The organism is Candidatus Chlorobium masyuteum, assembly GCF_011601315.1.
GTDB classification, from domain to species: domain Bacteria; phylum Bacteroidota; class Chlorobiia; order Chlorobiales; family Chlorobiaceae; genus Chlorobium; species Chlorobium masyuteum.
In genome coordinates, this window is record NZ_JAAORA010000004.1 from 45,955 (window position 1) to 68,816 (window position 22,862).

The window sequence follows — 22,862 nt, forward strand, 5'->3', positions numbered from 1 at the left end:
ACTGCTTGCCTGCGCTCTCTTCCATATCTTCCACCGACTATCATGCCCCTGAGCCAAAAGGAAATCCGTGATAACGCTTTAAAATTCGCCTATGAATGGGCAGACGTTTCGCGCGAAAGAGCAGAAGCACAGACGTTCTGGAATGAATTCTTCATGATCTTTGGCATTTCGCGACGCCGTGTTGCCACCTTTGAAGAACCCGTAAAAAAACTGGCTGAAAAGAGAGGTTCAATAGACCTCTTCTGGAAAGGCACCCTTGTCGTTGAACACAAATCCAAAGGGCAGGATCTCGACAAAGCCTACACCCAAGCACTTGATTACTTTATTAATCTCAAAGAAGAAGAACTACCAAAATTTGTTCTTGTATCCGACTTTGCCCGTTTCCGCCTATATGATCTTGATAAAGGCGGTGAACATGAATTTTCTCTGTCAGACCTGCCCAAGTACATAGGCCACTTTGGCTTTATTTCTGGCTATCAGGAGCGAACCTACAAAGATGAAGACCCCGTCAATATCAAGGTAGCTGAAAAAATGGGCCAGCTTCATGATGCACTGCTCAATTCCGGCTACGACGGCCATAATCTCGAAGTTTTTCTTGTAAGGCTTGTTTATTGCCTTTTTGCCGACGACACCGGCATCTTCAATACAAAAGATGATTTTGAGTACTATCTTCGCGAAAAGACCAAACAAGATGGTTCCGATACCGGCAGAGCTATTGCTGAACTCTTTCAGGTGCTCGATACTCCGCCCGCCAGTCGGCAGAAGACTCTCGATGAAGAGCTTTCCCGTTTTCCCTATGTCAACGGCTTGCTTTTCCATGAAACATTCCGTTTTCCCAATTTCGATACTGCCATGCGTCAGTTGCTGCTTGATTGCTGCATCTTCGATTGGGGTCTGGTATCACCAGCTATTTTCGGTTCCCTCTTTCAGAGTGTAATGGACAAAAACAAACGCCGCAACCTTGGCGCCCATTACACATCAGAAAAAAACATTCTCAAAGTCATACGTGGTCTTTTTCTTGATGATCTTCGTCTCGAATTAGAATCAAGCAAAAGCAGCGCAAAGAAGCTGCTGGCCTTTCATGATAAAATTGCCTCCATGCGCTTTTTCGATCCAGCCTGTGGTTGTGGCAACTTTTTGGTCATTACCTACCGTGAAATGCGTCTGCTCGAGTTGGAGGTGTTGCGCCAATACCTCACTCTCACATCAGTACGCTATAGGGCAGGGAATACCCAGCTCGAAACCGATGTCAGTGTTATGTCAAAAATTGATGTTGACCAGTTCTTTGGCATCGAAATCGAAGAATTTCCTGTTCGCATTGCCCAGGTTGCCCTCTGGTTGACCGACCACCAAATGAACATGCGGCTCTCCGAAGCATTCGGTCAAACCTACGTCCGCCTGCCACTTGTTCACTCCCCAAATATTTTCTGTGACAACGCGATCCGCCTCGATTGGGAAACACTCTTTCCATCAAAAGAGAACCTTCTTATCCTTGGCAATCCGCCCTTCATCGGCAAACAAAACCGTAATGTTGCCCAAATGGCCGATATGGATTTTCTATGCCAGCCACTCAAAACCAAAGGTCTGCCAAACTATAGAATCCTCGACTATGTGTCGCTCTGGTATATTAAAACAGCACTTTTCATTGAAAAAAGCTCTGTAAAAGTAGCATTCGTATCCACTAATAGTATTACCCAGGGGGAACAGGTTGCTGTACTCTGGCAATTCTTGCTCTCAAAAGGTATCAAGATCAGTTTTGCACACCGTACCTTCAAATGGAGCAATGAAGCCCGAGGCAAAGCGCAGGTTTTTTGTGTCATCATTGGTTTTTCATGCAATGGCCAAAATGAAACCAAACGGCTCTTCGACTACGAAACCCCGAAAAGCGAAGCATATGAAGTTCATGTGAAGAATATCAATCCATACCTTGTCGATGCTCCCGATATTGTCATTCCTTCGCGCAACAAACCGCTATGTAATATTCCAGAAATGCTTTATGGCAGCAAACCTGTTGATGATGGGAATCTTTTTTTAGATGATGCAGAAAAAGATGATTTGTTGAGAAAAGAACCAAAAGCCGAAAAATTTATTCGGCGAGTAATTAGCGCCCATGAATTTATCAATGGGAAAAATCGGTGGTGCTTATGGTTAAAAGAGGTATCGCCCAATGAGTGGCGGAATCTGCCGGAAATTGTGAAAAGGGTAGAAGCTGTGAGAGATTTTCGGATGCAAAGCACAAAAGTATCTACAGTACAATTAGCAGAAATGTCATATCTATTTGGGGAAATACGTCAACCGGAAACGGATTATGTTATTATTCCTCTCCACTCTTCTGAGCATCGCAAGTTTGTTCCTATCGGATATTTTTCAAAGGAAAACATACTTCATAACTCTTGTTCTGCTGTTCCCAACGCAACCCTATACCATTTCGGGATTTTAACAAGCACCATGCACATGGCATGGATGCGGGCGGTATGCGGACGTTTAGAAGGTCGTTACCGATACTCAAACAACATCGTTTACAACAACTACCCCTTTCCCGAAGCCGTCAGCGAAAAGCAACAGACCAAAGTTGAAGAAAAAGGCCAGGCAGTGCTCTCAGTACGTGAACTCTTCCCCGGCTCAACTCTCGCCGATCTCTACGACCCGCTCTCCATGCCAAAAGAGCTGCACAAAGCACACCGGGAGCTGGATGAAGCTGTCGATACCTGTTACCGCCGATCACCCTTCAAAACCGAACTCGAACGCCTAGAATACCTTTTCGAACTCTACACCAAATACGCCGAACCCCTCACCCATGCAATGAAAAAAAACACAAAACGTAAACTTCCGAACAAGAAATAATAAACATGCTTTTTCCAACCTTGTTGGTTTGAATGGTTGTAATTATGGTATTCGTTTCTATTCCTTTGAGCATCAACCACCCACAAGCTCGGTAAGGTAGTTCTTCATGGATATGTGTTTCCCTATGCCGAGTTTTTTGTGAATTTTGTAGCGTATTGTTTCCATTCCCCTTGTCGAAACGCCGATTGATCGGGCAATCTCCTTTGTTTCATAGTTCAGTTTGACAAGCAGGCTGATTTTCAGCTCCCGATGGTTCAGGTTGGGGTATCTTTTCTGCAGAGTCGAAAGGAAAGCCGAATCAGCTTCCGTGAGCTCCATATTCAACTGCATTTCTGTAACCGTGGTTTTGATCAATTTCTTACAGGTATCTGTAATTACTCTTTTCTGTGTTGAATCCACGTCCAACGCATAGGCCAGGTCAAGGAGTTTACCCAATTGCTCTTTCTTGTCAGTATTTGATCCTGTAATTCGTGCAAGTTGCAGCACCTGCGCTTCTACTCTTGCCTTGAGGGCAGCAACTTCTCTTTCCAACTCAATAGCAGATCTCACCGTCGTTTTTTGTCTGTTGCTCATTAATCATTGGAATTATTGAGATTCCAGGTTTGAAAGTGCAGATGTATACACTTCAGATTATGGAAAAAGAAAATACATACCTGATTTCTGATATTGCAATCTGATTACGTATATTTCTCTTGAAATATACCGATTTAGTTTTATGCTTACATCAAGCGGTTTTATCCTTCTAATAGCACTTTGGTAAGAGGTAACCTGTTATATCACAGGCTGATGAATTCAACCGTTAGAAGTCCAACCTACAAAGGAGGCTTTATATGAAAGTTATCTTACATCGTTTGAATCTTGCTGCATTTATTCTGCTGACATCGTTGATTGTCGGTTGCGCCACACAGTTAGCCCCGTTGTATGATAAAGCTATTGTTGATGGAATTACAGCCGCAAACAAGGACGCAATGACGCTTTTTGCTTCAGCATCCAGCGGACTTAAGCCGGAGTCATATTCAACACGCACTGATATCTATAACAAGATCATTGGCAGTCTCGATGCCCTTGAAGTTCAGGCAAAAGCGCGCCCTGTTCCTAAAACAAAGGCTAACGAGGCCGTGAACAAATGGCTTGAGAAGAGAGGTATTCCTACCCTAACAAATGATGAAGTCCCAAGTGCCACGGCTATTGGCAAGATTTCCCTGACACTTAAGAGGATGAGAGATACAGATCGAGCACAGGGTGTTACTGCTACTGAAGTGCAGGCCTTTAAGAACCAGACAGTCATATACATGGATCAAGCAATAACCTACGAATCATTCTTGGAACGTTAAGTCAAATTTTGGGGAGATATTAAATGACAATCAATGTTGATCAACTAATTGCTGACATCAAAAACGTGTCTACACGAATTATTAACAGTGATATATCTACTGTCCGTGGTTTTTCAGATAGGCAGGTTAAAGCTATTGCATTGCAGGCCGCATACGTTGCTGGAGGTATTACTACTGGAGAGATCACCGATGAAACTCGGGATTTTTTTCTGGATGGAATTGAAGACATGGCCACCAACTTCGTTAAGACGCTTAGAGGTATAGTGAGTATCACCATTGAGAAAATATGGAATGCCGTGATCGGCGTTATCTGGCAGGCAATTGCTTCTGCGACAGGTATCGTTATACCAATTCATTCTATGAGCTAAGGCTTGTTCTCCCGACGGTGCGATAGTGTGTGTTGATCGATAATGCCACGTAGCGCACATGATCTTTGTGAATTTAATACATGGTTTCGCTTCGCTCCATTTGCGCAAGCACGAGCGTGATCCGGACGTTCCCACTCCGACGAGAAGGCCGCAAAGGTTTCTCTCCGGCTTTGTCATGCCACTTGCAGAATGAAAAGCAAGTGACTCGCCAAAGCCTCCGTTCAACCATTGCTTTCCGGTAAACCGTCAGCTCACAGCAGATGCACCAGTGCAGACTACCGCACAGGCGCAGGAACAATAACAAACAGCCAGGGAAAGTGTGACCCTGCCCGCTACGCCGTCAGGGTCACAGGGGGAAGCTCACAAAGAAACACCAGGCTTCGCTTTTCTCCCATTCAGGCGCTGCACTCCGCTTCGCTCCATTTGCGCAGCACAAGCGTGATCCGGAAGCTCATACTCCAACGGGAAGGGTGCAACGAATGCGGCGAACCTTTCAAAAGCCGCAGTACCCCAAGAGCAGCTTTTTTCAGGAGCGCCGGCATCCATTGCTCTGCGAAGGCCGGCAGCTCACAGAAGAGGCGCCACGCCTCCGTGCCTCCGCCTACGGGACATCGCTAACGCTCCAGGTGGCCGGTGCGGCGTCCCTTGCACCGTCCATCCTTCCGCTTCCGCTCTCGCCCTCCAGCTCCGGTACTCGGCAAGGTCGCCAGACTGCCCCCTGTCGCACTCACTCCGACGAGAAGGCCGCAAAGGTTTCTCTCCGGCTTTGTCATGCCACTTGCAGAATAAGAAGCAAGTGACTCGCCAAAGCCCCCGTTCAACCATTGCTTTCCGGTAAACCGTCAGCTCACAGCAGATGCACCAGTGCAGACTACCGCACAGGCGCAGGAACAAAAAAAACAGCCAGGGAAAGTGTGACCCTGACCGCTTTGCCGTCAGGGTCACACGGGAAAGCTCAAAGAGAAAACGCCAAGCTTCGGACTGGATCCGCTTTCGCGTCCCAGTCCTTCGCCTTGCTCCCTTCAGGCGCTACACTCCGCTTAGCTCCGTTTGCGCAGCACAGCGTGATCCGGAAGCGCACACTTCGACCGGAAAGCCGCAACGAATGCGGCGAACCTTTCAAGAGCCGCAGAACTCCAGGAGCGGCTTTTTCAGGTGCGCCTGCATCCATTGCTCTGCGTAGGCCGTAAGCTCACAGAAGAGGCGCCACGCCTCCGTGCCTCCGCCTGCGGGTCGTCGCTAACGCTCCAGGTGGTCGGTGCGGCGTCCCTTGCACCGTCCATCCTTCCGTTTCCGCTCTCGCCCTCCAGCTCCGGTACTCGGCAAGAACGCCAGACTGCCCGGTCGCTCTCACTCCGACCGATACCCCGCAAAGGCTCCCCCGAAAAACATGGGTCGCCATTGCTTTGCCTGAACCGTCAGTTCAATGGACTCAATCAAGGTGCCCGTGCTGTGAGTACACTGCACAGCCACACAAAAAGAATGAGGCGCCGCACTCCGCTTCGCTCCATTTGCGCAAGCACGAGCGTGATCCGGAAGCACACACTCCGACGGGAAGGACGCAAAGGTTTCACTCCGGCTTTGTCATGCCACTTGCAGTAATGGGGGGAGCAAGTGCCCCGCCAAAGCCTCCGCTTAACCATTGCTCTGCCGTAAGCCGACAGCTCACCGAAGAAGCGCCTGTGTTACGCACTCCGCCTCCGCGCACGCAGCCGCCGTTCCGCGCTGTTCGTGCCTCACAACAGCTCCACTTCAGCCGCTTACCGCTCCAGCTCCGATGCGCCACCAGCGCTTACCGGTCACACCGGTGGTAACCATAAACCCCAGGGAGAGAAGAGGCGCCAAAAGCTGCGGGCGCCGGGGGAAGCGCGCCAGTAAAAGGGGCGCGGAAGAAGACAAAAGAGCGCAGCGCAAGCTGGAAACACGCAACGCAAACAAAAAGAAAAAGCGGGGGGATCCCGCCCCTCATGAAGAGCGCGCAAGAGCCGGCAAAGATTCCGCTGTCGCTCCACAGCAAAGCCGCTCCCTGAACGGTTCGCGGCAGGGCATATCTTGGCTTCGCCGCTTCTATTCTCACCTCTCATTTGGCGTTCATGTCAACAGGGCGCACCCGGGCAAGCCGGGCGGCCCGCATTACATAATAGAGATTATGTATCCGCTCCCTCCGGTCGCACACCGGGTACGGCGTTGCATAATCTCGGGACTATTATGTAAAGCATCAGTCAGGCGGGCAACCGCAATTCAGGCGTCAGGGGTAAGCCGGTTGTGCTCTCTTCTTCCAACCGTCGCAAAGGGCAGGCTACTGCCATTGCTCTCGCACTCCGCCGGGCCAGCACAGGCGCAATGGGGGGTACCATCGCGCCAATAAAAAAGAATGTTGATTTGGCGTCCATTGGCGTTCCAACCATGCAGCAAAGGTTCGGCTCCGTTCAGTCACGCCGGTTGCAAAAAAAAGCGGGCAACCGTCCCGCCTTCACTCCACCAAACCACAGCCGCAATTATCCCTCAGCAACGCCATTATAAAGGTCAATCATACCCGCTCATTTGTCGCGCAACAGCCGAAGAGCGCCCAAATCAGCAAACGTAAGGCATCCGCCGCTCGGCCTCCAGGTCGTTCTTCAATCACAGTCATACCCTGTCGGCCTCCCGGCGATGAGCTTCGCTTTTGTGCTCAATAATACTGCATCAACAGTGGAATATGCTGAACTTCTGCGTACATTATTTAGTTACTCGCTTCGCAACAGACGCATTTAGTTTCTTTTGTGGGCTACAATTCAAAAATCCGCACCTTATGCGGATCCTTCTTATTATTTTTTTTGGCTCAAGCGAAGGTGAGAATATGATCCAAAAACTGCTTAACGAATTTCGCCGCGCTGATCGAGACATTGACGCACTGACATATGTACTGATGAGTCTTCTGGTAGTTTTAGCAGGTTGTGTAACATTCCTTGTGTACAAAGGTCAGCTCGACAAGCTTTGGTCGCCACTTGCGTCATCCATTCCAGTGATCGCAGCCCTCCTTGTTGCACGAGTCGCTAATCGACTCATCATTAACGACAATATTGTTCGCGAAGACAAGCGAAGAACAGATATTGTTCGGACTACGCACCACCTCATTTCGATAACCAAAGATCTAAAAGGCCGAGTTGAGTACGTGAAAAAACTGTTGAGTGAAGATAGTATTCCTATACTACCACTCTCGCATATTGCTCCGACTATTGAAGGTCGATACGAAGCTTTGCTCGATCGGGAGGCATACAATCTACTACCCGGAAAATGCGTTGATCTCATCATTAAGATGTCCGGGAGCATTTTCAGTATTAGTCTCCTAGCCGCAGGAGCACAACAGTTCATTGCAGTTAACCCAGCGTTCGCGCTTCAAAGCCTTCCGAACAAGGCCTCGCACTTGCCTCCTCCAAACCTAACTGAGTTGATTGCCGATATCCAGAAACTCATTGATGAGCTATATCTATTACGCGAGTCACTCGACGCAGAAGGTAAACGTCCATAAGCCCTAACTATTCGTTCGAGATGGGCTCGCTAAGCCGGCAAGCCGAGTTCGCGCCCCTCAATTTACTACCTGCCTCAACGGTTAAGGGCTCCCTCACCCAATCACCACAACCTCATCCTTCTCCCGGTCATCGGCAGGCGGAACCTCACGCTTGCCCCAACGCTCCGGATGCTTCCGCTCAAGAAACCATGCCGAAGCAAACCAGTTCTTTACAGATGCAGTCTCGATGTTCTTCAAGTGGTACACCTCCGCCTTTGCCTCCGCCTGCATAACCCCGGTATAAAGCTCCCGGTAAAGGCCGCTCTGCTCCCGCTCGCCCCGTTTAAGCCAGTTCGTAAGTGTCTTCCGGTCAATACCCGCAAGCTTGCAAGCCACCTCGCGGTAGTGCCCCGCACCAAGCACATCCACAATGCACTCGATCTTTTCCGCTGTTATCTTCGGCGCCGGCATCGCATTTCCTTTTTTGTACGGGGAAATGGGGAAATAGAAAGAGACCCATCCATTTTATCCGGTTAACTGATCTCCCGCTGACCCCGTTCAACACTTATCTTTACTGATATCTGTTTGCTTTTATTCTCTATATTTGATATTTATATCAAATATTCAATAGAAATATAGCAACAAAGATGAAAGAAATATCTAAACCAAGGCCGTATACAGAAGAGGCAAAACGTCTCAGGTGGGAGATTAAAAAGAAGTTTAAAACACAGGTATCGCTCTGCCAGGCAATAGGCGCCAAAGACTCATCCATCATCGCGCCCTATATTGCAGGCTATAACCGCATCGGCAACATCCTTCGAGACAGGCTCGAAGCTGTCGGCATTGACGTCAACTACATCATCTACGGCAAAAAAGGGGCTCCGGAGCTGCCTTCACCTCCCCCGGACCAAAACCTTGACACGTTGCTCACTCAATGCAGTGATAAAATCCAACACCTGCAAGGTGAAGTGATCAGCATCAACAACGAACTGCTCAAACTCAACAAACTCATCGACACCATAAAAAAAAGGCTATCAGAGTAGCCTTTAAGATTCATTATTACGGGGCATAGAATGTCTATAAACCGCTCCACTAAAAGAACTTGTGTCACATGATCTATGTTATACAACAAATCAAATACAAAGTAGAGACATTGTGTAATTACAGTTGCCTGATAAACTCTTCGGGATTAATACCCCAAGCTACGAGCACTTGAAATGCTACCGCCGCATATTTTTTTGTATTCGGCAAGCGCTCTATTAAAGGTAATATTATGTTTAATGCCTCTGTAATACATGCAAGTGATTGATGCTGGTCAGGCACTGCATCATGATAATAAATGCCAACATTAATGAGCGTCCCCGCGACATCCGGCAGGTAGGTCTGCGGGTTGGTTTCGGCAAGTTGCCGTCTTATCGCCAAAGCCTCCTTATACCCGTCCTCGGCGGTTCCATAATCGTTCTGATCGGATTGCAAATTAGCCAGATTGTTCAATGTCGTTGCGACATACGGCAGGTAGGTCTGCGGGTTGGTTTCGGCAAGTTGCCGATAGACTGCAAGAGCCTCCTTATACCCGTCCTCGGCGGTTCCATAATCGTTCTGATCGGATTGCAAATTAGCCAGATTGTTCAATGTCGTTGCGACATACGGCAGGTAGGTCTGCGGGTTGGTTTCGGCAAGTTGCCGTCTTATCGCCAAAGCCTCCTTATACCCTTCCTCGGCGGTTCCATAATCGTTCTTGGCTTTTTGCAAAATAGCCAGATTGTTCAATGTCGTTGCGACATCCGGCAGGTAGGTCTGCGGGTTGGTTTCGGCAAGTTGCCGATAGACTGCAAGAGCCTCCTTATACCCTTCCTCGGCGGTTCCATAATCGTTCTGATGGGATTGCAAAACAGCCAGATTGTTCAATGTCATGGCGACATCCGGCAGGTAGGTCTGCGGGTTGGTTTCGGCAAGTTGCCGATAGACTGCAAGAGCCTCCTTATACCCTTCCTCGGCGGTTCCATAATCGTTCTTGGCTTTTTGCAAAATAGCCAGATTGTTCAGCGTCGTTGCCCGCTCTTGCGGTTTTTCTGCTAACAGTAAAGCTTTTTTATACAGCGGCTCAGCTTTTTTATAATCATTGAGGTAAGCATAAAAGTTTGCTGCGGTGAGGTATGTTTGCCTGTCAGGGAATATTGTTATAGCTTTTTCAAAGTTTTTGGCGGCTTTTTCAAAAGCAAATGTGAGCTGAAGCAATTGCGCTTTAAGCAAAAACGTCTCTGCTACCTGTCTCTGTTCATTCTTTACTTCTTGTGCCCTTTCATCAAGCTTCGCATCATCAAGAACGACAAGCGCCTCATCTAATTTCCCATTCATGAACAGCGAAAATGCTTCTTGATAAAGGCTATCCGTTGTGGATATATCCTTGTTCTTGAACTCTTCTAATAACGTGGTAATACGATTTTCAAGGCCAGCTTTAGCATCGATAGCTTTTTTTAATTCATCCTGGAGCTGTTCTCTTACTATATCTGAAAGGGTTTCGATTTTTTCTTTATCGCTCAGTCTACCATACAGCAAATGGATCTCTTCTTTCAATTCATTAGTGAACTTTTCAATAAAGGCATTGATCGCAATAGTTGTCATGTTCCCGTCGATATCTTGGAGGACGAGATTGTTGTTCCCATCAATCTTGATATGATTCCATTTCCACTCCATAATTTTTCAATATTGATCAGTTATCCTTGCTCGGTTTTGTTCTTATTTCCCTTAATGTTAGCTGTATTCATACCGGGCTGTCCTGTTGCAGAACTTCCCGTTCCTTGCTTTACTTCATTTTCGCTTCCGCTAATGTTTAATCTGTTTTTAAACAATAAAGTTGTGCTGGGATTGAAGCCAAAAATAACCGCAACAATCAGGCTAATAAGAAATTGAACATGAGGGCTTCTCAGCCATTCAGGCAAAGTTTCTTCACTCGTGACCAAAACAGGCATAAAAAAAGAGAGGCATAGAAATACTAAAAGCGCAATAACAACTTTAATAACCCATTCCTTCATGGTTCTCAGGATTTTCTGTTTCATGCAAAAGGATGTATTCATCATCCTTTGTGAGCAAAGTCGTTAATACGTTCTGGTGTAAACTGACCAAGGCACACTTTACAAAGTAATTTATTGCATTTATATTTCAGCATTTCTGCGCCTAAAAACATCACACGTTCTCGATAATTAAAACCCAGCAGGAAAAGCTTATAGTAAGCTCATCGTTTTTAACCATAAACCTGATAATATGATTTAAAATAATTATTTAGCTCATCGACAAAAGGCAAATCAAATAACTCAGAACCTCTCATTTAAATGTCGTCGGCAGTTTGAGCACTTACCAACGATGCAATCGAATTGCGAAAAAATATTTATAGTGGCGCCATCATTGAACCTGTCTGAGAATCCTCCTCACTTCATGCTCATCAAGCGGGCATCCGGAGCTCTGGTTCAGCTCCAGCAACAAGCGGTCACACTCTTCAACTCCCTCATCTCTCATCCAGCAGGCAAGCTGATAGAGGGTATTATTGCGGTTCCCCGGTACAAAGCGCTTCATGAAAAAGCTCTTGTAGCTTCTCTTCAGCGTTGCACTTTTGTTCTTGTTCCGGGCTCGGCCAGCTTCAAGCAGCTTCTCTCTTCTTTGCCGCACGAGAGCCCGCCGGTAAAAAAGCGCCCAGTCAAACAATTGTGTTCCTTCCAGGTAATACACTTCGGCATCAGGGAATCCGTAATACATCCGGTCAATGTTCTTGCAGGCCTTGTCAGCATGGTTGTAGCAGGCCATCACTTCAGCCATCATTAACTTAAAGGCTTCACGCTCAAGCAAAATCGGTTTGTCCGTTGGCAGTATCACCCTGAACCGCTCGGCAATCACCCCATGCTTCTCTTTCATGTGGTTACGGGTTGTCGCAATCAGGCCAATAAAATCCGCAAAATCTACCATGGCCTCACCAATCGAATAGCGGTCATCACAATCAAGAATAATCAGTTCCTGCCCCTGGAGCGCATGCTCCCCATCCCGATACCCGTCCCGGAACGCTGTGGCCGAGTAATTTCCCTGGAAGCGCGCCATCGCTTCTACCCGGTCAAAGGGAATCCGTATCGCCTTGAACCCTTCCGCCGTGTGCTTGCTGCATGAAATCAACACACGCCCGTCATGCATTTCCATAGCGTTTTTGAGTAATTTGAGCTTGAACACCTTGAACGTCTTTAGCCGCATGGATAAAGGCTTTAGGTGTTCAAGGTGTTCGTGGCTAATGTTCCAAAAGTTGAATGAATTTGGTCGATTGTCCCGATCCCTGTCGCTCTTCTTGCAAGGCAAACACATCCGTTTCAATGCCGGTGCTGATCACCTCCTCAAACTCCTTTGCCTTCCATCCGGTTCTGTGCAGCAGCTTTCTGCGGTTCATAACGCCCCCTTGCTTGGTCAGAATATCGATCACCCGTTTCATCCGCTGTTCATAAGGGGTGAACTTGAAGTGGTTCATCAAGAGGTAGCTTATGGTCTTCCAGAAATAACGTATCAGTGCCACAGCCCGCTTCATCATCTCGCCCGTTATCAAAAGAACCGGCGGAGCGTTTGATTCGGCAATACGGTTGGTCTCTTCAACCACCAGATAGATCATCGCCGCCTTGAACTTCATCATATCAAGACGCCCCTGATAGCCCATCAGCACGCCCGAAAACTCGGCATCGCTTTTGGCGATTTCAGCAAGCTCTTCATGCTCGCCCTCAAAAGAGTGCTGATAGATCTCCCGCGCCTCCACAGAGAGCTTGATCTCTATGCTTTGTTGCTCAATCAGGCATGCCGTCCGGAATATCTTCTCAAGGTTTCCGGCAATCAATGCCTCCATGCCCTCATCCGGAGTGCTGTTCTCAATCAGCGACTTCATCTTTCCTCGATGCTCCGCCACAAAGCAATAGCAGATTCGCTGCAAAAAGCCGCTATGCTTGTCCTTCTCGGTTATTCGCTGGAGAAACTGAGTCAGGGTAGACGCGCCAAAAATAGAGAGGCATGGATTAACAATCCTCGACTGCTCGTTTTTCAACTGCCGGGTATGGCTGTTGCCGTCATAAACATCCAGGATGAATGACTCCATACCCTTGTTGTAATCCTTACGGAGATTATCAAGAAAGCTCGCAAACTCACTGTAGCAGGCAATTCCTGAGTTCATCACCTCCTTCTGCTCCATCTCCTCACTCCGAATCCGCTTCGCGCCCTGTCCCTCTGTTTTCGGTATAAGCCGGGGCTCCCGCATGCTCTCCATCAACCCCTCATGGCTTCCTGAATCCGGCATCCGGAACTTGATCTGCTCCTCCTGCAGCAGCTCTTCAGCTCTTCGCAAATACCTTGTGCAAAAAGAAACCACCGTCGTCTTTCTCCCAACCGTTGAACCGGCAAGGCAAAGCCCGTAGAGGTTGGGTTTGACCCTCTGGCTTCCAACCTGCATCGAAACCCTGTTGCCAATCACGGCAGCAGAGGTCATAAACATGCTCACAAACAAAAACTCCCGTGGAGCATCAGTCATCGACTGCAGGTAGTCCAGTACCGGAGCAAAAAAAATATCAGACACCGCCACCTCGGGAAAACGGGGTAGTTCATTGGTGTGTGCCGCTTGCCGCCGTCTTGCCTCCTGCAATCGCATCTCATGAGGCCCGATTGAAACATTGGCATCACTCATGCTTCCGGGCCTCCTCTCCCGCAAGGCTTTTGTATTCCATCCAGGCCTCGCTGCTCCGCCTGTACGTTCCAGCACCCATTATTGAGCCTTTCCACCAACATCTCAATATCAACTGCCCGCCATGCGGCAGTCTTTTCCGAAAGTTTTACGGGTTTGGGATACCGCCCCTCTTTTATCCCTGCATACCATGCTGCTCGCGAGACTGGCAAAATGCTTGGAATTCCCTGTTTGCGGTCTCCGATAATGTCCCGCAGCCGATAGAATTTTGTTACATGCATCACGCACCTCCCATTTTCTCGGAGGTTCCCTCAATCCACTTTTCGACATCGGTAATACGAAACAGCAACCGCCCGTTTTTCTTGGTTGACGGCAACGATCCGCTTTTTACGGCGCGATAAATTGAAATCTTTGAAATAGGGAGATCGTAAATCTCCATTGCATACCAAACCAGACTATCAAGGTTGATAAACTTCCGTTTCGGCTTCTGGAGGGGGGGGATGGTTTCCATTGCATTGCTTCATTATAGTTGAAGAATCATTGAACAACTATAAATTGCAATACAGAGCACGCTTAATCAATGTTAAAGCGTTCCTTTATATTCGCTTACGTGCTCAAACCGTGCTTTTTTCGTGCCTCTATCGTGCCTGTTTCGTGCCTTTCTTTTTTTCTCCAGGTTATGATCTTTCCATGCCTTCAATAATGCATTTGCCTGATCGCTTATACCGGAGAGTCCGCAAAGCCGCTCGCATACCTTTAAATTGATTTCGCTGGTCCTCTTTTTTATTGCCAATAGCTCATCAAAAATACAATTCGGCCACCGCTCACCCGGCTTATGCGCGCCCGCGATTCTGTACACCTCGTTTTCAGCTCTCCAGTCGCGTAGCGGTATTACGTCAACAGTGCTGCTGGTTGCCGTCGCTGTTGTGTTCCTCTCCTCCGGTTTCGCGCCCTTTGCTTTGGGAGCAAACTTCCCTTTACTCATAAACCAGTTCTCAGCACTCTCCAGCTCAAAAAATGCACGCACCTCATGCGTTCCGGCTTCAGGGAATTGAAACAAATAGGGATTCTTTTTATGCCGCTTGATGAGGTCCGCCGTGATAAACTGCTTTAGGACAAGCTTTTTAGCATCAAAGACGTTGTTGATCAAAAAAAACAGGCAGAGATCACTCTGTATCGCTTTTTTCAATTGCTCGGTGTTTCGGTAGAGCATCTCCGATTGGCCATAGTCAGCAACAATACTCCGCATCTTTTTTATATCCTGACGTGCTTCCGTTTCCGGAGCATGGTTCATATACCATTGAACCGCATTCACAAACGCCATCGCGGCATAAACCTCCTCAATTGCCGGAGTGTTTGCGCACGCTGAGCCTGTAGCTTCCACGTTACACTCAAACAACCTTAGCGATTGATTTGCAGGGTTAAATTCACCCATCAGCCATCTCTCCGCCGATATCAGCGTCAGCCACTGGATAACATCGCAATAATCATCAGCACCCAAACAGCACCTGTCGAATCGCTCTATTACAGCCGCCATGTCAAGAGAGTTCAGTGCTTCGCGGTTTTCAATTCCCCGTTGCGCCTCAATCCTTGCCTGAAGGCTCTTTATTCCCTCAGAGATAGTTTTCACCAGCTTGCCGTCAATCAGCGCATCTCTTGCATCTGCAAGGGAGCTGTTGGCCATGGCAAGTGCCACCTGCTGATACTTCTCCTCTACAGCCTTTAAACTTGTCGTAAAAGTAAGGAGCTGCTCTGCATGGTCATGTTCAGCAGCCGCCCTGCTTTTCTCATCCCATCTCTCCCAATGCAGCTCTTTCAGGCGGGCATAATTTCTTGTAGCAGAATCCTTTATGGCGTGTTCTCCCTCCAGTAATGCCCTGATGGCATTAGTTACAGCTATCCGGATATCCTTCTCACTGGCCTTAAAATTACCCATCCAGCGCCCCCATTTTTTAATGAAAAATGAAGTGAGTAGATGTTAAGTATAAGAAAATTGAAGTAAAAAAGCGCTATTTACCATTTTCCGGATAATGGTGTGTGTTCGCCAAGTGTTACTTGACAAGCCTGATAAACGGCAGAGATTGTAACGCATCAACATCGTCAATCTTCGCGCCACCTTTCAGATTATTCAGATAGTCTGCCCATGCCTGCATCATTCGGGTACGCTCATCGAGATGCTGTGTCCTGTTATAAGCCGCCCCTAACCGGTCCGGCACCCTGTGCCCGAGCTGTGCCTCAATCGCATCGGGGCTGAACCCCAAAGTCTCATGAAGCATGGTCCGTGCTGTTGCCCTGAAACCATGACCAGTCACGGTCTCCTGATCCCACCCCATGGTTCTTAATGCCTGATTAACCGTATTCTCTGATAGTACCCTTGAGGCAGCCCGACCGGGAAAAACATACTCGCTGCTACCGGTAAAAGGTTGAAGAGCCTGCAACACCTCAACAGCCTGCCGGGCAAGAGGAACCGTGTGAACCTGCCCTTTCCTCTTGGCCTTCTCTTTAAGGGTCAGCTTCGTATCCTCAACCGGCAACTGCCAGGCCAGCCTCTCCATATCAATATCTTTCCACTTCGCGTTACGCAACTCACCGGGTCGAACAAACAACATAGGCGCAAGCTTCAGTGCACAACGAACCACAAAAGATCCTGCGTAATTGTCAATATCCACCAACAAGCGGCCTAACTTGTCAGGGTTCAGAATAGCCGCCATACTCTTTTTATTGGGCTGCTTCAGCACTTTGCTCAAACCAGCCGCAGGATTGTTTTCAACACCGGGAATATCGCTGACAATCGCAAAATTGAAAACCTGACCAATAATAGTTTTGATTCTATGAGCTGACTCATAAGCATGGCGCTCCTCAACCAGCCGCAGAGCGGCCAGAACATCTTTTGTGGTGATATCAGAAATTTGACGGCTTCCCAATGGAGGCAGAATATCCCTTTCAAGTCGGCTAATAACCGTTCTTGTATGACCATCCGTCCACTCCGTCCGCGCCACCTCAAGCCATAGCCGCGCCACTCTTTCAAAAGTATTCCGCTCAATCTCTTTTGACAGTAATTCGGCAGCACTCCGCTGTTTTCGTTCCTCACTTGGATTGATACCATTGGCAAGCAGATTTCGGGCCTTCTGCCTTCGCTCACGCGCCTCCTCCAAGCTTATATCAGGATAGGTTCCCAAAGAGATGATGCAAGCCTTTCCACTAAAGGTATACTTCAGACGCCACCACCTCGAAACAGGTAACTGCTTCCCATCCTTGCTATACTTCTTGGCAGGAATAAACAAAAACAAACCACCGCCATCAAAGAGCGTCTGTGGTTTCTCGGTAGCCTTAGCCGCCTCTACCTTTTTAGCTGACAATGGAAGAACGCTTCTCGACATAGGTATAACTTTTTAGTTCCGAATCAATATACTGAACTACCTATACCTATAATTATACCTAAAAGAGCTGGATTAAGCAATACCACACCGGACAACAAAAGACACCAAAAACACGAAGACCCCTGATTTCTCAGGGGTCTTCGGACTTTTCTGGATGTCACCAGATTTCTTGCTTGTGGAGATGGCGGGAGTCGAACCCGCGTCCAGAACATTGCTCGATAAAGCTACCACACTCATCCCAGGTGTTCAGTGTTTCATGAACCGGTGCTACACCTGTAAAGTTCGGTTCACTATCCCTCTTTGTATCACCCGCATGTTTTTTCAGGCAAAAACAGTTGGGGCTTACTTGCGCGAACCGAAGCTCAAGCGCGGGTTATGCCATCCGGTGGCTTCAGAGTAAGCGCCTCCCTCATCGGACGATGGCTGATTAATTAACTTGTGCTAATCAGGCAGCCATTGCATACGAATAATCGTCTGCATCTATTGTTTGCATAGACTTCTTTAACGAGTCCATCCATGCTGAAACTCGGAGTGCAACTCCATCTTACACCTGCCCTGTCGAAAGCCTGTCATCCCCATATTCGACAACGTAGCGTAACGCTTCAATCGCAGTGGTATATATGCTTTTTGACTCTCACGAACAACAAAAATCACCTGCCGTTAATTCTTGGCATCTTGCCCTGCTGCAACCCTTAATTCAGTCCCGGAAGTTCGGGCGCGTTGGCAATGATTTGGTACTCTCCGCCCTTGGAGCGGACTGAACGGCTCCACATCCGCTCATAGGCATCACTGAATATCAGCTCCTTCGATGCGTCAGCCGTGTACCATGACCCTTCGTCAAACTCAGCTTCAAGCTGCCCGGCAGTCCATCCGGCATAGCCGAGAAAAAACCTGATTTCAGACGGCATCATGATACCGGTGTTGAGCAGATAACTCAGCTCGTTTTTGTCGCCCCCCCAGAAGAGCCCGGGAAGAATCTCAAGTGAATCCTCTATCAGGTCGCCCCTTGAATGGAGAAAATGAACGGTATCAACCTGTACCGGCCCGCCCATGTGCAGCAGCTCCTCTATATCCTCAAAACCGGCAATAGCCTCACATACCTTGAACTCCATCGGACGGTTCAGGATAAAACCAAGAGAGCCTTTCTCATTATGCTCGCACATAAGCAGCACGGTCCGCTTGAAACTCGACTCAAGCAGATTGGCTGATGCGAGCAGAAGTTTGCCTGCTTTAAGCTTTTCAAATTCGTTTACCATGCTGTACTGTCAGGTTTTTTTCTGCAGATAGTTAAGCAACTCCTCCGCATGTTCCGAAGGATTGACTTTCGGCCACACTTTTTCAATCTTACCCTCTTCATTAATCAGGTAGGTTACCCGACTGGTTCCCATATATTCACGTCCCATGAATTTTTTCTGACCCCAGACACCGTAAGCCTCAACAATACTCTTTTCAGGATCGGCAACCAGACGGAATGGCAGCTGATATTTCTCCTCAAACTTCTTGTGTTTCTTTTCATTATCAACGCTCACGCCAAGAACCTCAACCCCTAATGCTTTAAAGTTAGGGAAATTATCACGAAAAGCACAAGCCTCCTTTGTGCAGCCGGGAGTATCATCCTTGGGATAGAAATAGAGTATAACCTTCCGGCCACGGTACTCTTCAAGGGTGACCGGCTTTCCGTCCTGATCAAGCGCCGAAATAGCAGGAGCAGAAGTTCCTTCTTCAAGTATTGATATTGCCATAAATGAAACTTATTCTGGTTAGTAAAAGGTTTTAGCATCTAAATCTCCTGACTCAGCAAAAAGTTTCTTCCAAATCATAATGAGATCGTATACCTACTGCCCGATATGCGGAAACAGGCTCGAAGGCGCCAGGATTGATGGTCGTCAGAGAATGTTCTGCCCCGTCTGCGCCTGGGTGCACTATATAAATCCCCTCCCCGTCGCACTGGCCTATACGGTCAACAGAGAAAATGAACTGCTTGTGGTGCGCCGGGCCCAGGAACCTGCACTGAACGAATGGGCTCTGCCCGGTGGTTTTATTGAAGCCGGCGAAGAGCCTCACGAAGGGTGCCTGCGGGAACTGATGGAGGAGACGGCATTGAACGGCAGAATTGATCGGCTTATCGGCATCTATCACCGGGAGGTGGAGATGTATGGATCGCTGCTTGTGGTCGCCTACAGGGTAATTGTTGATGATGATACCATTGCGATCAACAACGAACTGTTCGATGCCGGTTTTTATCCGCACCATTTGATCCCGGAAGTGCGTATTCCCCTGCATATAAAGGTTATTTCTGACGCCAGAGAAAGTGAGTCCCTGCTTTAAGAGCTGCCCCGAAAGCAAGATACGCACCTATTACTCAAAACCTCAAACAAAGGGGCCCGCGCCCGAGGCCGCTGGCAAGGGGCATATGTAAAAGTTTGCTTAAAAATAAGTTAACTCCTTGCTATTGATTCCCTCCTTCTGCTATACTGGCTGATGAAGCGATCGCTGATAATTGATGCTTTTTCTTTACTGAAAGGAATGATTACACGAGATCCGATTGCAACACCATACCGTACATACTTTTACAATCGATAACGACAGGGAGAGCATGATGAACAGGAGGAAAATCAGTAGAAAAGTGAAAAAAATTGCCTGTATCGCCTCACTTCTGGCTGCATGCAGCGGCAGTGATGTTTTTGCCAGAGAGGGGGTCGGCGTCGGGCTGATTGTCGGTGAACCGACCGGCGTGAGCATGAAATACTGGCTCGACAACTCCACGGCCATAGATGCTGCTCTTGCCGTATCGCTTTCGGACAATAATAACCCGTTTCAGTTTCATGCCGACTATCTGGTGCACAGCAAACGGTCAATAACTCCTTCCGAACTGAAAGGCCGTTTCCCATGGTACTACGGCATAGGCGGAAGAATTAAAAACAGTCATGAGACCGAGGTCGGTGTTCGCGTTCCGGTAGGTATCACCTATCTCTTTGCCGATACCCCTATTGACCTCTTTGCGGAAATAGCACCGGTACTTGATGTGGCGCCAACGGTCCGGCTCGGACTCAACGGAGCTGCAGGCATCCGCTTTTATCTGCCCTGAGCATCTTCAGGCAGTATCGATGAGTACAAACTGATCTCTTGATCCGGCGAATGGAGAAGAGATCAGTTCCTGTTTACGCTACTATCTGATGCAACCGGAAAAAGAACCGAGAAGACCGATCCCTGGCTGACTCTGGAACGAACCTCTACGTGGCCTTTGTGAGCCAGAACGATGTGTTTGACAATGGCAAGCCCGAGTCCGGTTCCGCCAAGCTCTCTGGAACGGGCCTTGTCAACCCGGTAAAAGCGCTCAAAAATCCTTCCCAGATCCTGCTTCGAGATACCGATGCCGTTATCTTCCACATCAAGCTGCACATAATCGCCGCTTCTGAATGCTGATATCCTGATTTTGCCGTGCTCTGCATCAACATATTTAATGGCATTGTCAAGCAGGTTTCGAACCACAATTTCCAGATATCCGCTGTCCGCATGGAGTTGCGGCATGTCATCGGCAATGCTGACATCAAGCCGTACCGCTTTCTTTTCGAGCGCAAGACGAAGCTGATCAACCGATTTTGCTATAACAGTCCTGAGATCCACCGCACTGAAGTGGTACTCAATGCGGCCCGACTCGATTCTGGAGAGATCAAGCACGTCGTTTACCAGTGCGGTAAGCTGTTCACTCTCCTGAAGGATAATCTTCAGAAACGCAGAGGCATGTTCCGGCTCATGCATCGCCCCTTCGAGCAACGTTTCAGTATATCCCTTGATGCTCGTCAGGGGTGTACGCAGTTCGTGCGACACGCTGGATACGAAGTCGCGACGAACCCGCTCAAGATTGCGAAGTTTGGTAATATCATTCAAGACAAAAACCGTTCCGTCAAACCGCTCCCCCTGCATGACCGGCATGGAACTGATCTGCATGATTCGACGTCCTTTCGCTGTTTCAAAGGCCATCTCCTCCTTGATGAGCGCCAGATGGCTCTTGTGTACCCTGCTGAACAGCTCTTCAAGCCGGCTGTCGGAGAGGTGACGGAGGGGCCTGGATTTGAACATGGCCCCTTCAATCCGGAAAATTCTTGATGCCGCCGGGTTGACGAGTATAATATCTCCTGCAGCATCGGTAACAATGATTGCCTCCCTGATTCCCGAAAAAACAGCGCGAAACCACTCTTCACTGCGCCTCATTTTTTTTATCTCATCGGACATGGTGTTGAATGCACGGGCCAGCATACCGATCTCATCCTGCCTGTCAACGGGAATGGTGCCGGAAAGGTCATCCTGGAGCCGTTTCCGGGCGATTTCCGCCAGATTGCGAAGCGGCCTGGCCAGAAAAAACGCCCCGAGGAGACCCGCAACAAAAGAGAAAAAGAGCGCAAAAAAGAGCCCCTGCTCGATGCTTTTGCGGATTCCTTTCTCAAAGATGCCGATATCGTAAAGGGGTTTGGCGAAACGCAAAAGGGCCCGGGGTTTTGGCCGTCCGACAGGTACCGCAATATAGAGCATCTGCTCCTTAACCGTTTGACTGTAGCGGGACTCCTCTCCGTACCCTGTCTGCAATGCCGCCTCTACTTCAGGGCGGTTGCGGTGGTTCTGTAAAACAGCGAGTTTTTTTGCAGGAATATAGGAGTCGCCGATTACCCTTCCCTGAAGATCGATGAGCGTAACCCTGAGTTCAAGTGCACTCCCTACCCGGTCGGCCCAGGCATCGGCACTATCGGCCTCAAGCCATCCTGCGGGCTTCTCTTCAAGTATCTGGCGATTAAGCAGAAGATCGCGGTGCAACTCCCTGCGGGATGCCTCTCTGAGCAGCTCGGTTAACTGGCCGCCAAGTGAAAGATAGCTGACGAGCACGGTTACAAAAATAATCGTGCCGATAACAGCCCCGAGCCTGAATGAAACTTTTGCCTGCATCGTTTTAAGCCTCTTCATCAAACTTGTAACCGAATCCGCGTACGGTTTTTATCATCCGTCCGGTTTCGCCGAGCTTTTCACGAAGCCGGGTAATATGGGTATCGATGGTGCGGGTGTTGATGGAGCGGTCAACATCCCAGACATCGCTGAGCAGCTTTTCGCGTGACTGCGCCTCGCCTTTTCTTTTGAGCAGCGCAGCAAGCAGCTTGAACTCCATCAGGGTAAGCAGAAGCTCCCTGCCTTCAAGGATAACCTGATGACGGACAAGATCGACATCAAGCGTACCTGCGGTGAGCTGCTCCGGCACCCTGCCGCCATGACGGCGATCGCGCTTGAGAATGGCCCGGATCCTGAGGATCAGCTCTCTGGGACTGAACGGCTTGACAACATAGTCGTCGATACCCAGTTCAAAACCGAGAATCCGGTCAATCTCCTCACCTTTTGCCGTGAGCATGATCATGGGAAGATCCTTGAAAAGCTGATTCTGCCTGATCTGCCGGCACACCTCAAAACCGTCAATTCCGGGAAGCATGACATCAAGCAGTACGAGATCAAAACTTTTTCGGACAAGTTGCAGAAGAGCCTCTTCGCCTGTTGATGAAACATGACATTTAAAGCCTGCCCGTTCAAGATTAAAGCCAAGCAGTTGTGCAAGATGGGGGTCATCCTCAACAACAAGAAGCATCGGATCCGACATGAGGATACAGAGTTTAACATATTAACACACAAGACGCTCAAGTGGACGCAGTGGCCAGGAAGATCATGGACGTTGTGGACTCCCTGGACAAAACTATTTTCTTTTTTTATAGC

At 48.5% G+C, this 22,862-nt stretch carries 22 protein-coding genes and 1 other RNA gene; 7 read left to right on the plus strand and 16 right to left on the minus strand.

Annotated elements, in window-relative coordinates; translation table 11 throughout:
* The first annotated feature begins 42 nt into the window (after window positions 1-42).
* Window positions 43-2,844, plus strand: a complete 2,802-nt coding sequence (locus G9409_RS08295) for a class I SAM-dependent DNA methyltransferase (protein ID WP_166808329.1) — start codon at window positions 43-45, stop codon at window positions 2,842-2,844.
* A gap of 72 nt (window positions 2,845-2,916) precedes the next feature.
* On the opposite strand, the gene G9409_RS08300 is transcribed toward G9409_RS08295, so the two are convergent.
* The gene (locus G9409_RS08300; protein WP_235923275.1) at window positions 2,917-3,375 is read right to left on the minus strand and encodes a helix-turn-helix transcriptional regulator; all 459 of its coding nucleotides are present in this window, start codon (window positions 3,373-3,375) and stop codon (window positions 2,917-2,919) included.
* A 299-nt stretch (window positions 3,376-3,674) separates the two neighbouring features.
* On the opposite strand from G9409_RS08300, the gene G9409_RS08305 reads away from it, so the two are divergent.
* Both G9409_RS08305 and G9409_RS08310 read left to right on the plus strand, forming a co-directional pair.
* Window positions 3,675-4,178 (plus strand): hypothetical protein, encoded by a 504-nt coding sequence (locus tag G9409_RS08305; protein ID WP_166808331.1) that lies wholly within the window; start codon window positions 3,675-3,677, stop codon window positions 4,176-4,178.
* 23 nt (window positions 4,179-4,201) lie between these two features.
* Entirely contained in the window at window positions 4,202-4,546 is a 345-nt protein-coding gene (locus G9409_RS08310) for a hypothetical protein (protein ID WP_166808332.1), read from the plus strand.
* Window positions 4,547-5,160: 614 nt separating this feature from the next.
* On the opposite strand, the gene G9409_RS08315 is transcribed toward G9409_RS08310, so the two are convergent.
* A complete protein-coding gene (locus G9409_RS08315) occupies window positions 5,161-5,319 on the minus strand; it encodes a hypothetical protein (RefSeq protein WP_166808333.1) in 159 nt (52 codons plus the stop codon).
* Between the two features lie 1,925 nt (window positions 5,320-7,244).
* Here G9409_RS08315 and G9409_RS08320 point away from each other — a divergent pair.
* Entirely contained in the window at window positions 7,245-8,057 is an 813-nt protein-coding gene (locus tag G9409_RS08320) for a hypothetical protein (RefSeq protein WP_166808334.1), read from the plus strand.
* A 93-nt stretch (window positions 8,058-8,150) separates the two neighbouring features.
* Here the strand turns inward: G9409_RS08320 and G9409_RS08325 are convergent, their stop codons facing one another.
* Window positions 8,151-8,507 (minus strand): hypothetical protein, encoded by a 357-nt coding sequence (locus G9409_RS08325; protein ID WP_166808335.1) that lies wholly within the window; start codon window positions 8,505-8,507, stop codon window positions 8,151-8,153.
* 176 nt (window positions 8,508-8,683) lie between these two features.
* Between G9409_RS08325 and G9409_RS08330 the strand changes: the two genes are divergently transcribed.
* Window positions 8,684-9,079, plus strand: coding sequence for a transcriptional regulator (locus G9409_RS08330; protein WP_166808336.1), 396 nt, complete (start codon window positions 8,684-8,686; stop codon window positions 9,077-9,079).
* Window positions 9,080-9,197: 118 nt separating this feature from the next.
* Here G9409_RS08330 and G9409_RS08335 read toward each other — a convergent pair whose 3' ends face one another.
* The 11 genes from G9409_RS08335 to bcp form a co-directional block, all read right to left on the minus strand.
* Window positions 9,198-10,733: a tetratricopeptide repeat protein gene (locus G9409_RS08335; protein WP_166808337.1), complete on the minus strand. Its 1,536-nt coding sequence runs from the start codon at window positions 10,731-10,733 to the stop codon at window positions 9,198-9,200.
* A 20-nt stretch (window positions 10,734-10,753) separates the two neighbouring features.
* The gene (locus tag G9409_RS08340) at window positions 10,754-11,095 is read right to left on the minus strand and encodes a hypothetical protein (RefSeq protein ID WP_166808338.1); all 342 of its coding nucleotides are present in this window, start codon (window positions 11,093-11,095) and stop codon (window positions 10,754-10,756) included.
* Window positions 11,096-11,438: 343 nt separating this feature from the next.
* Entirely contained in the window at window positions 11,439-12,272 is an 834-nt protein-coding gene (locus G9409_RS08345) for a primase C-terminal domain-containing protein (protein ID WP_166808339.1), read from the minus strand.
* 34 nt (window positions 12,273-12,306) lie between these two features.
* Window positions 12,307-13,734, minus strand: a complete 1,428-nt coding sequence (locus G9409_RS08350; RefSeq protein WP_166808340.1) for a DUF3987 domain-containing protein — start codon at window positions 13,732-13,734, stop codon at window positions 12,307-12,309.
* Window positions 13,731-14,012, minus strand: coding sequence for a helix-turn-helix transcriptional regulator (locus G9409_RS12115; RefSeq protein WP_166808341.1), 282 nt, complete (start codon window positions 14,010-14,012; stop codon window positions 13,731-13,733). Before G9409_RS12115 ends, G9409_RS08350 begins: the two co-directional genes overlap by 4 nt.
* A complete protein-coding gene (locus G9409_RS08360; protein WP_166808342.1) occupies window positions 14,012-14,242 on the minus strand; it encodes a helix-turn-helix domain-containing protein in 231 nt (76 codons plus the stop codon). Before G9409_RS08360 ends, G9409_RS12115 begins: the two co-directional genes overlap by 1 nt.
* Before the next feature lie 72 nt (window positions 14,243-14,314).
* Window positions 14,315-15,667, minus strand: coding sequence for a hypothetical protein (locus G9409_RS08365; protein WP_166808343.1), 1,353 nt, complete (start codon window positions 15,665-15,667; stop codon window positions 14,315-14,317).
* A 115-nt stretch (window positions 15,668-15,782) separates the two neighbouring features.
* Window positions 15,783-17,111, minus strand: a complete 1,329-nt coding sequence (locus tag G9409_RS08370) for a tyrosine-type recombinase/integrase (RefSeq protein WP_166808344.1) — start codon at window positions 17,109-17,111, stop codon at window positions 15,783-15,785.
* 173 nt (window positions 17,112-17,284) lie between these two features.
* Window positions 17,285-17,688, minus strand: a transfer-messenger RNA (tmRNA) gene (gene ssrA, locus G9409_RS08375).
* A gap of 115 nt (window positions 17,689-17,803) precedes the next feature.
* A complete protein-coding gene (locus tag G9409_RS08380; protein WP_166808345.1) occupies window positions 17,804-18,367 on the minus strand; it encodes a YqgE/AlgH family protein in 564 nt (187 codons plus the stop codon).
* A 9-nt stretch (window positions 18,368-18,376) separates the two neighbouring features.
* Window positions 18,377-18,853 carry a thioredoxin-dependent thiol peroxidase gene (gene bcp / locus G9409_RS08385; protein WP_166808346.1) on the minus strand — a complete coding sequence of 159 codons (477 nt, stop codon included), beginning with the start codon at window positions 18,851-18,853 and terminating at the stop codon, window positions 18,377-18,379.
* A 79-nt stretch (window positions 18,854-18,932) separates the two neighbouring features.
* Between bcp and G9409_RS08390 the strand changes: the two genes are divergently transcribed.
* Both G9409_RS08390 and G9409_RS08395 read left to right on the plus strand, forming a co-directional pair.
* A complete protein-coding gene (locus G9409_RS08390; RefSeq protein ID WP_166808347.1) occupies window positions 18,933-19,439 on the plus strand; it encodes an NUDIX domain-containing protein in 507 nt (168 codons plus the stop codon).
* A 268-nt stretch (window positions 19,440-19,707) separates the two neighbouring features.
* Window positions 19,708-20,199, plus strand: a complete 492-nt coding sequence (locus G9409_RS08395) for a hypothetical protein (RefSeq protein ID WP_166808348.1) — start codon at window positions 19,708-19,710, stop codon at window positions 20,197-20,199.
* A 62-nt stretch (window positions 20,200-20,261) separates the two neighbouring features.
* Here G9409_RS08395 and G9409_RS08400 read toward each other — a convergent pair whose 3' ends face one another.
* Entirely contained in the window at window positions 20,262-22,052 is a 1,791-nt protein-coding gene (locus G9409_RS08400; RefSeq protein ID WP_166808349.1) for a sensor histidine kinase, read from the minus strand.
* Window positions 22,053-22,056: 4 nt separating this feature from the next.
* A complete protein-coding gene (locus G9409_RS08405) occupies window positions 22,057-22,749 on the minus strand; it encodes a response regulator transcription factor (RefSeq protein ID WP_166808350.1) in 693 nt (230 codons plus the stop codon).
* Between the last annotated feature and the right edge of the window lie 113 nt (window positions 22,750-22,862).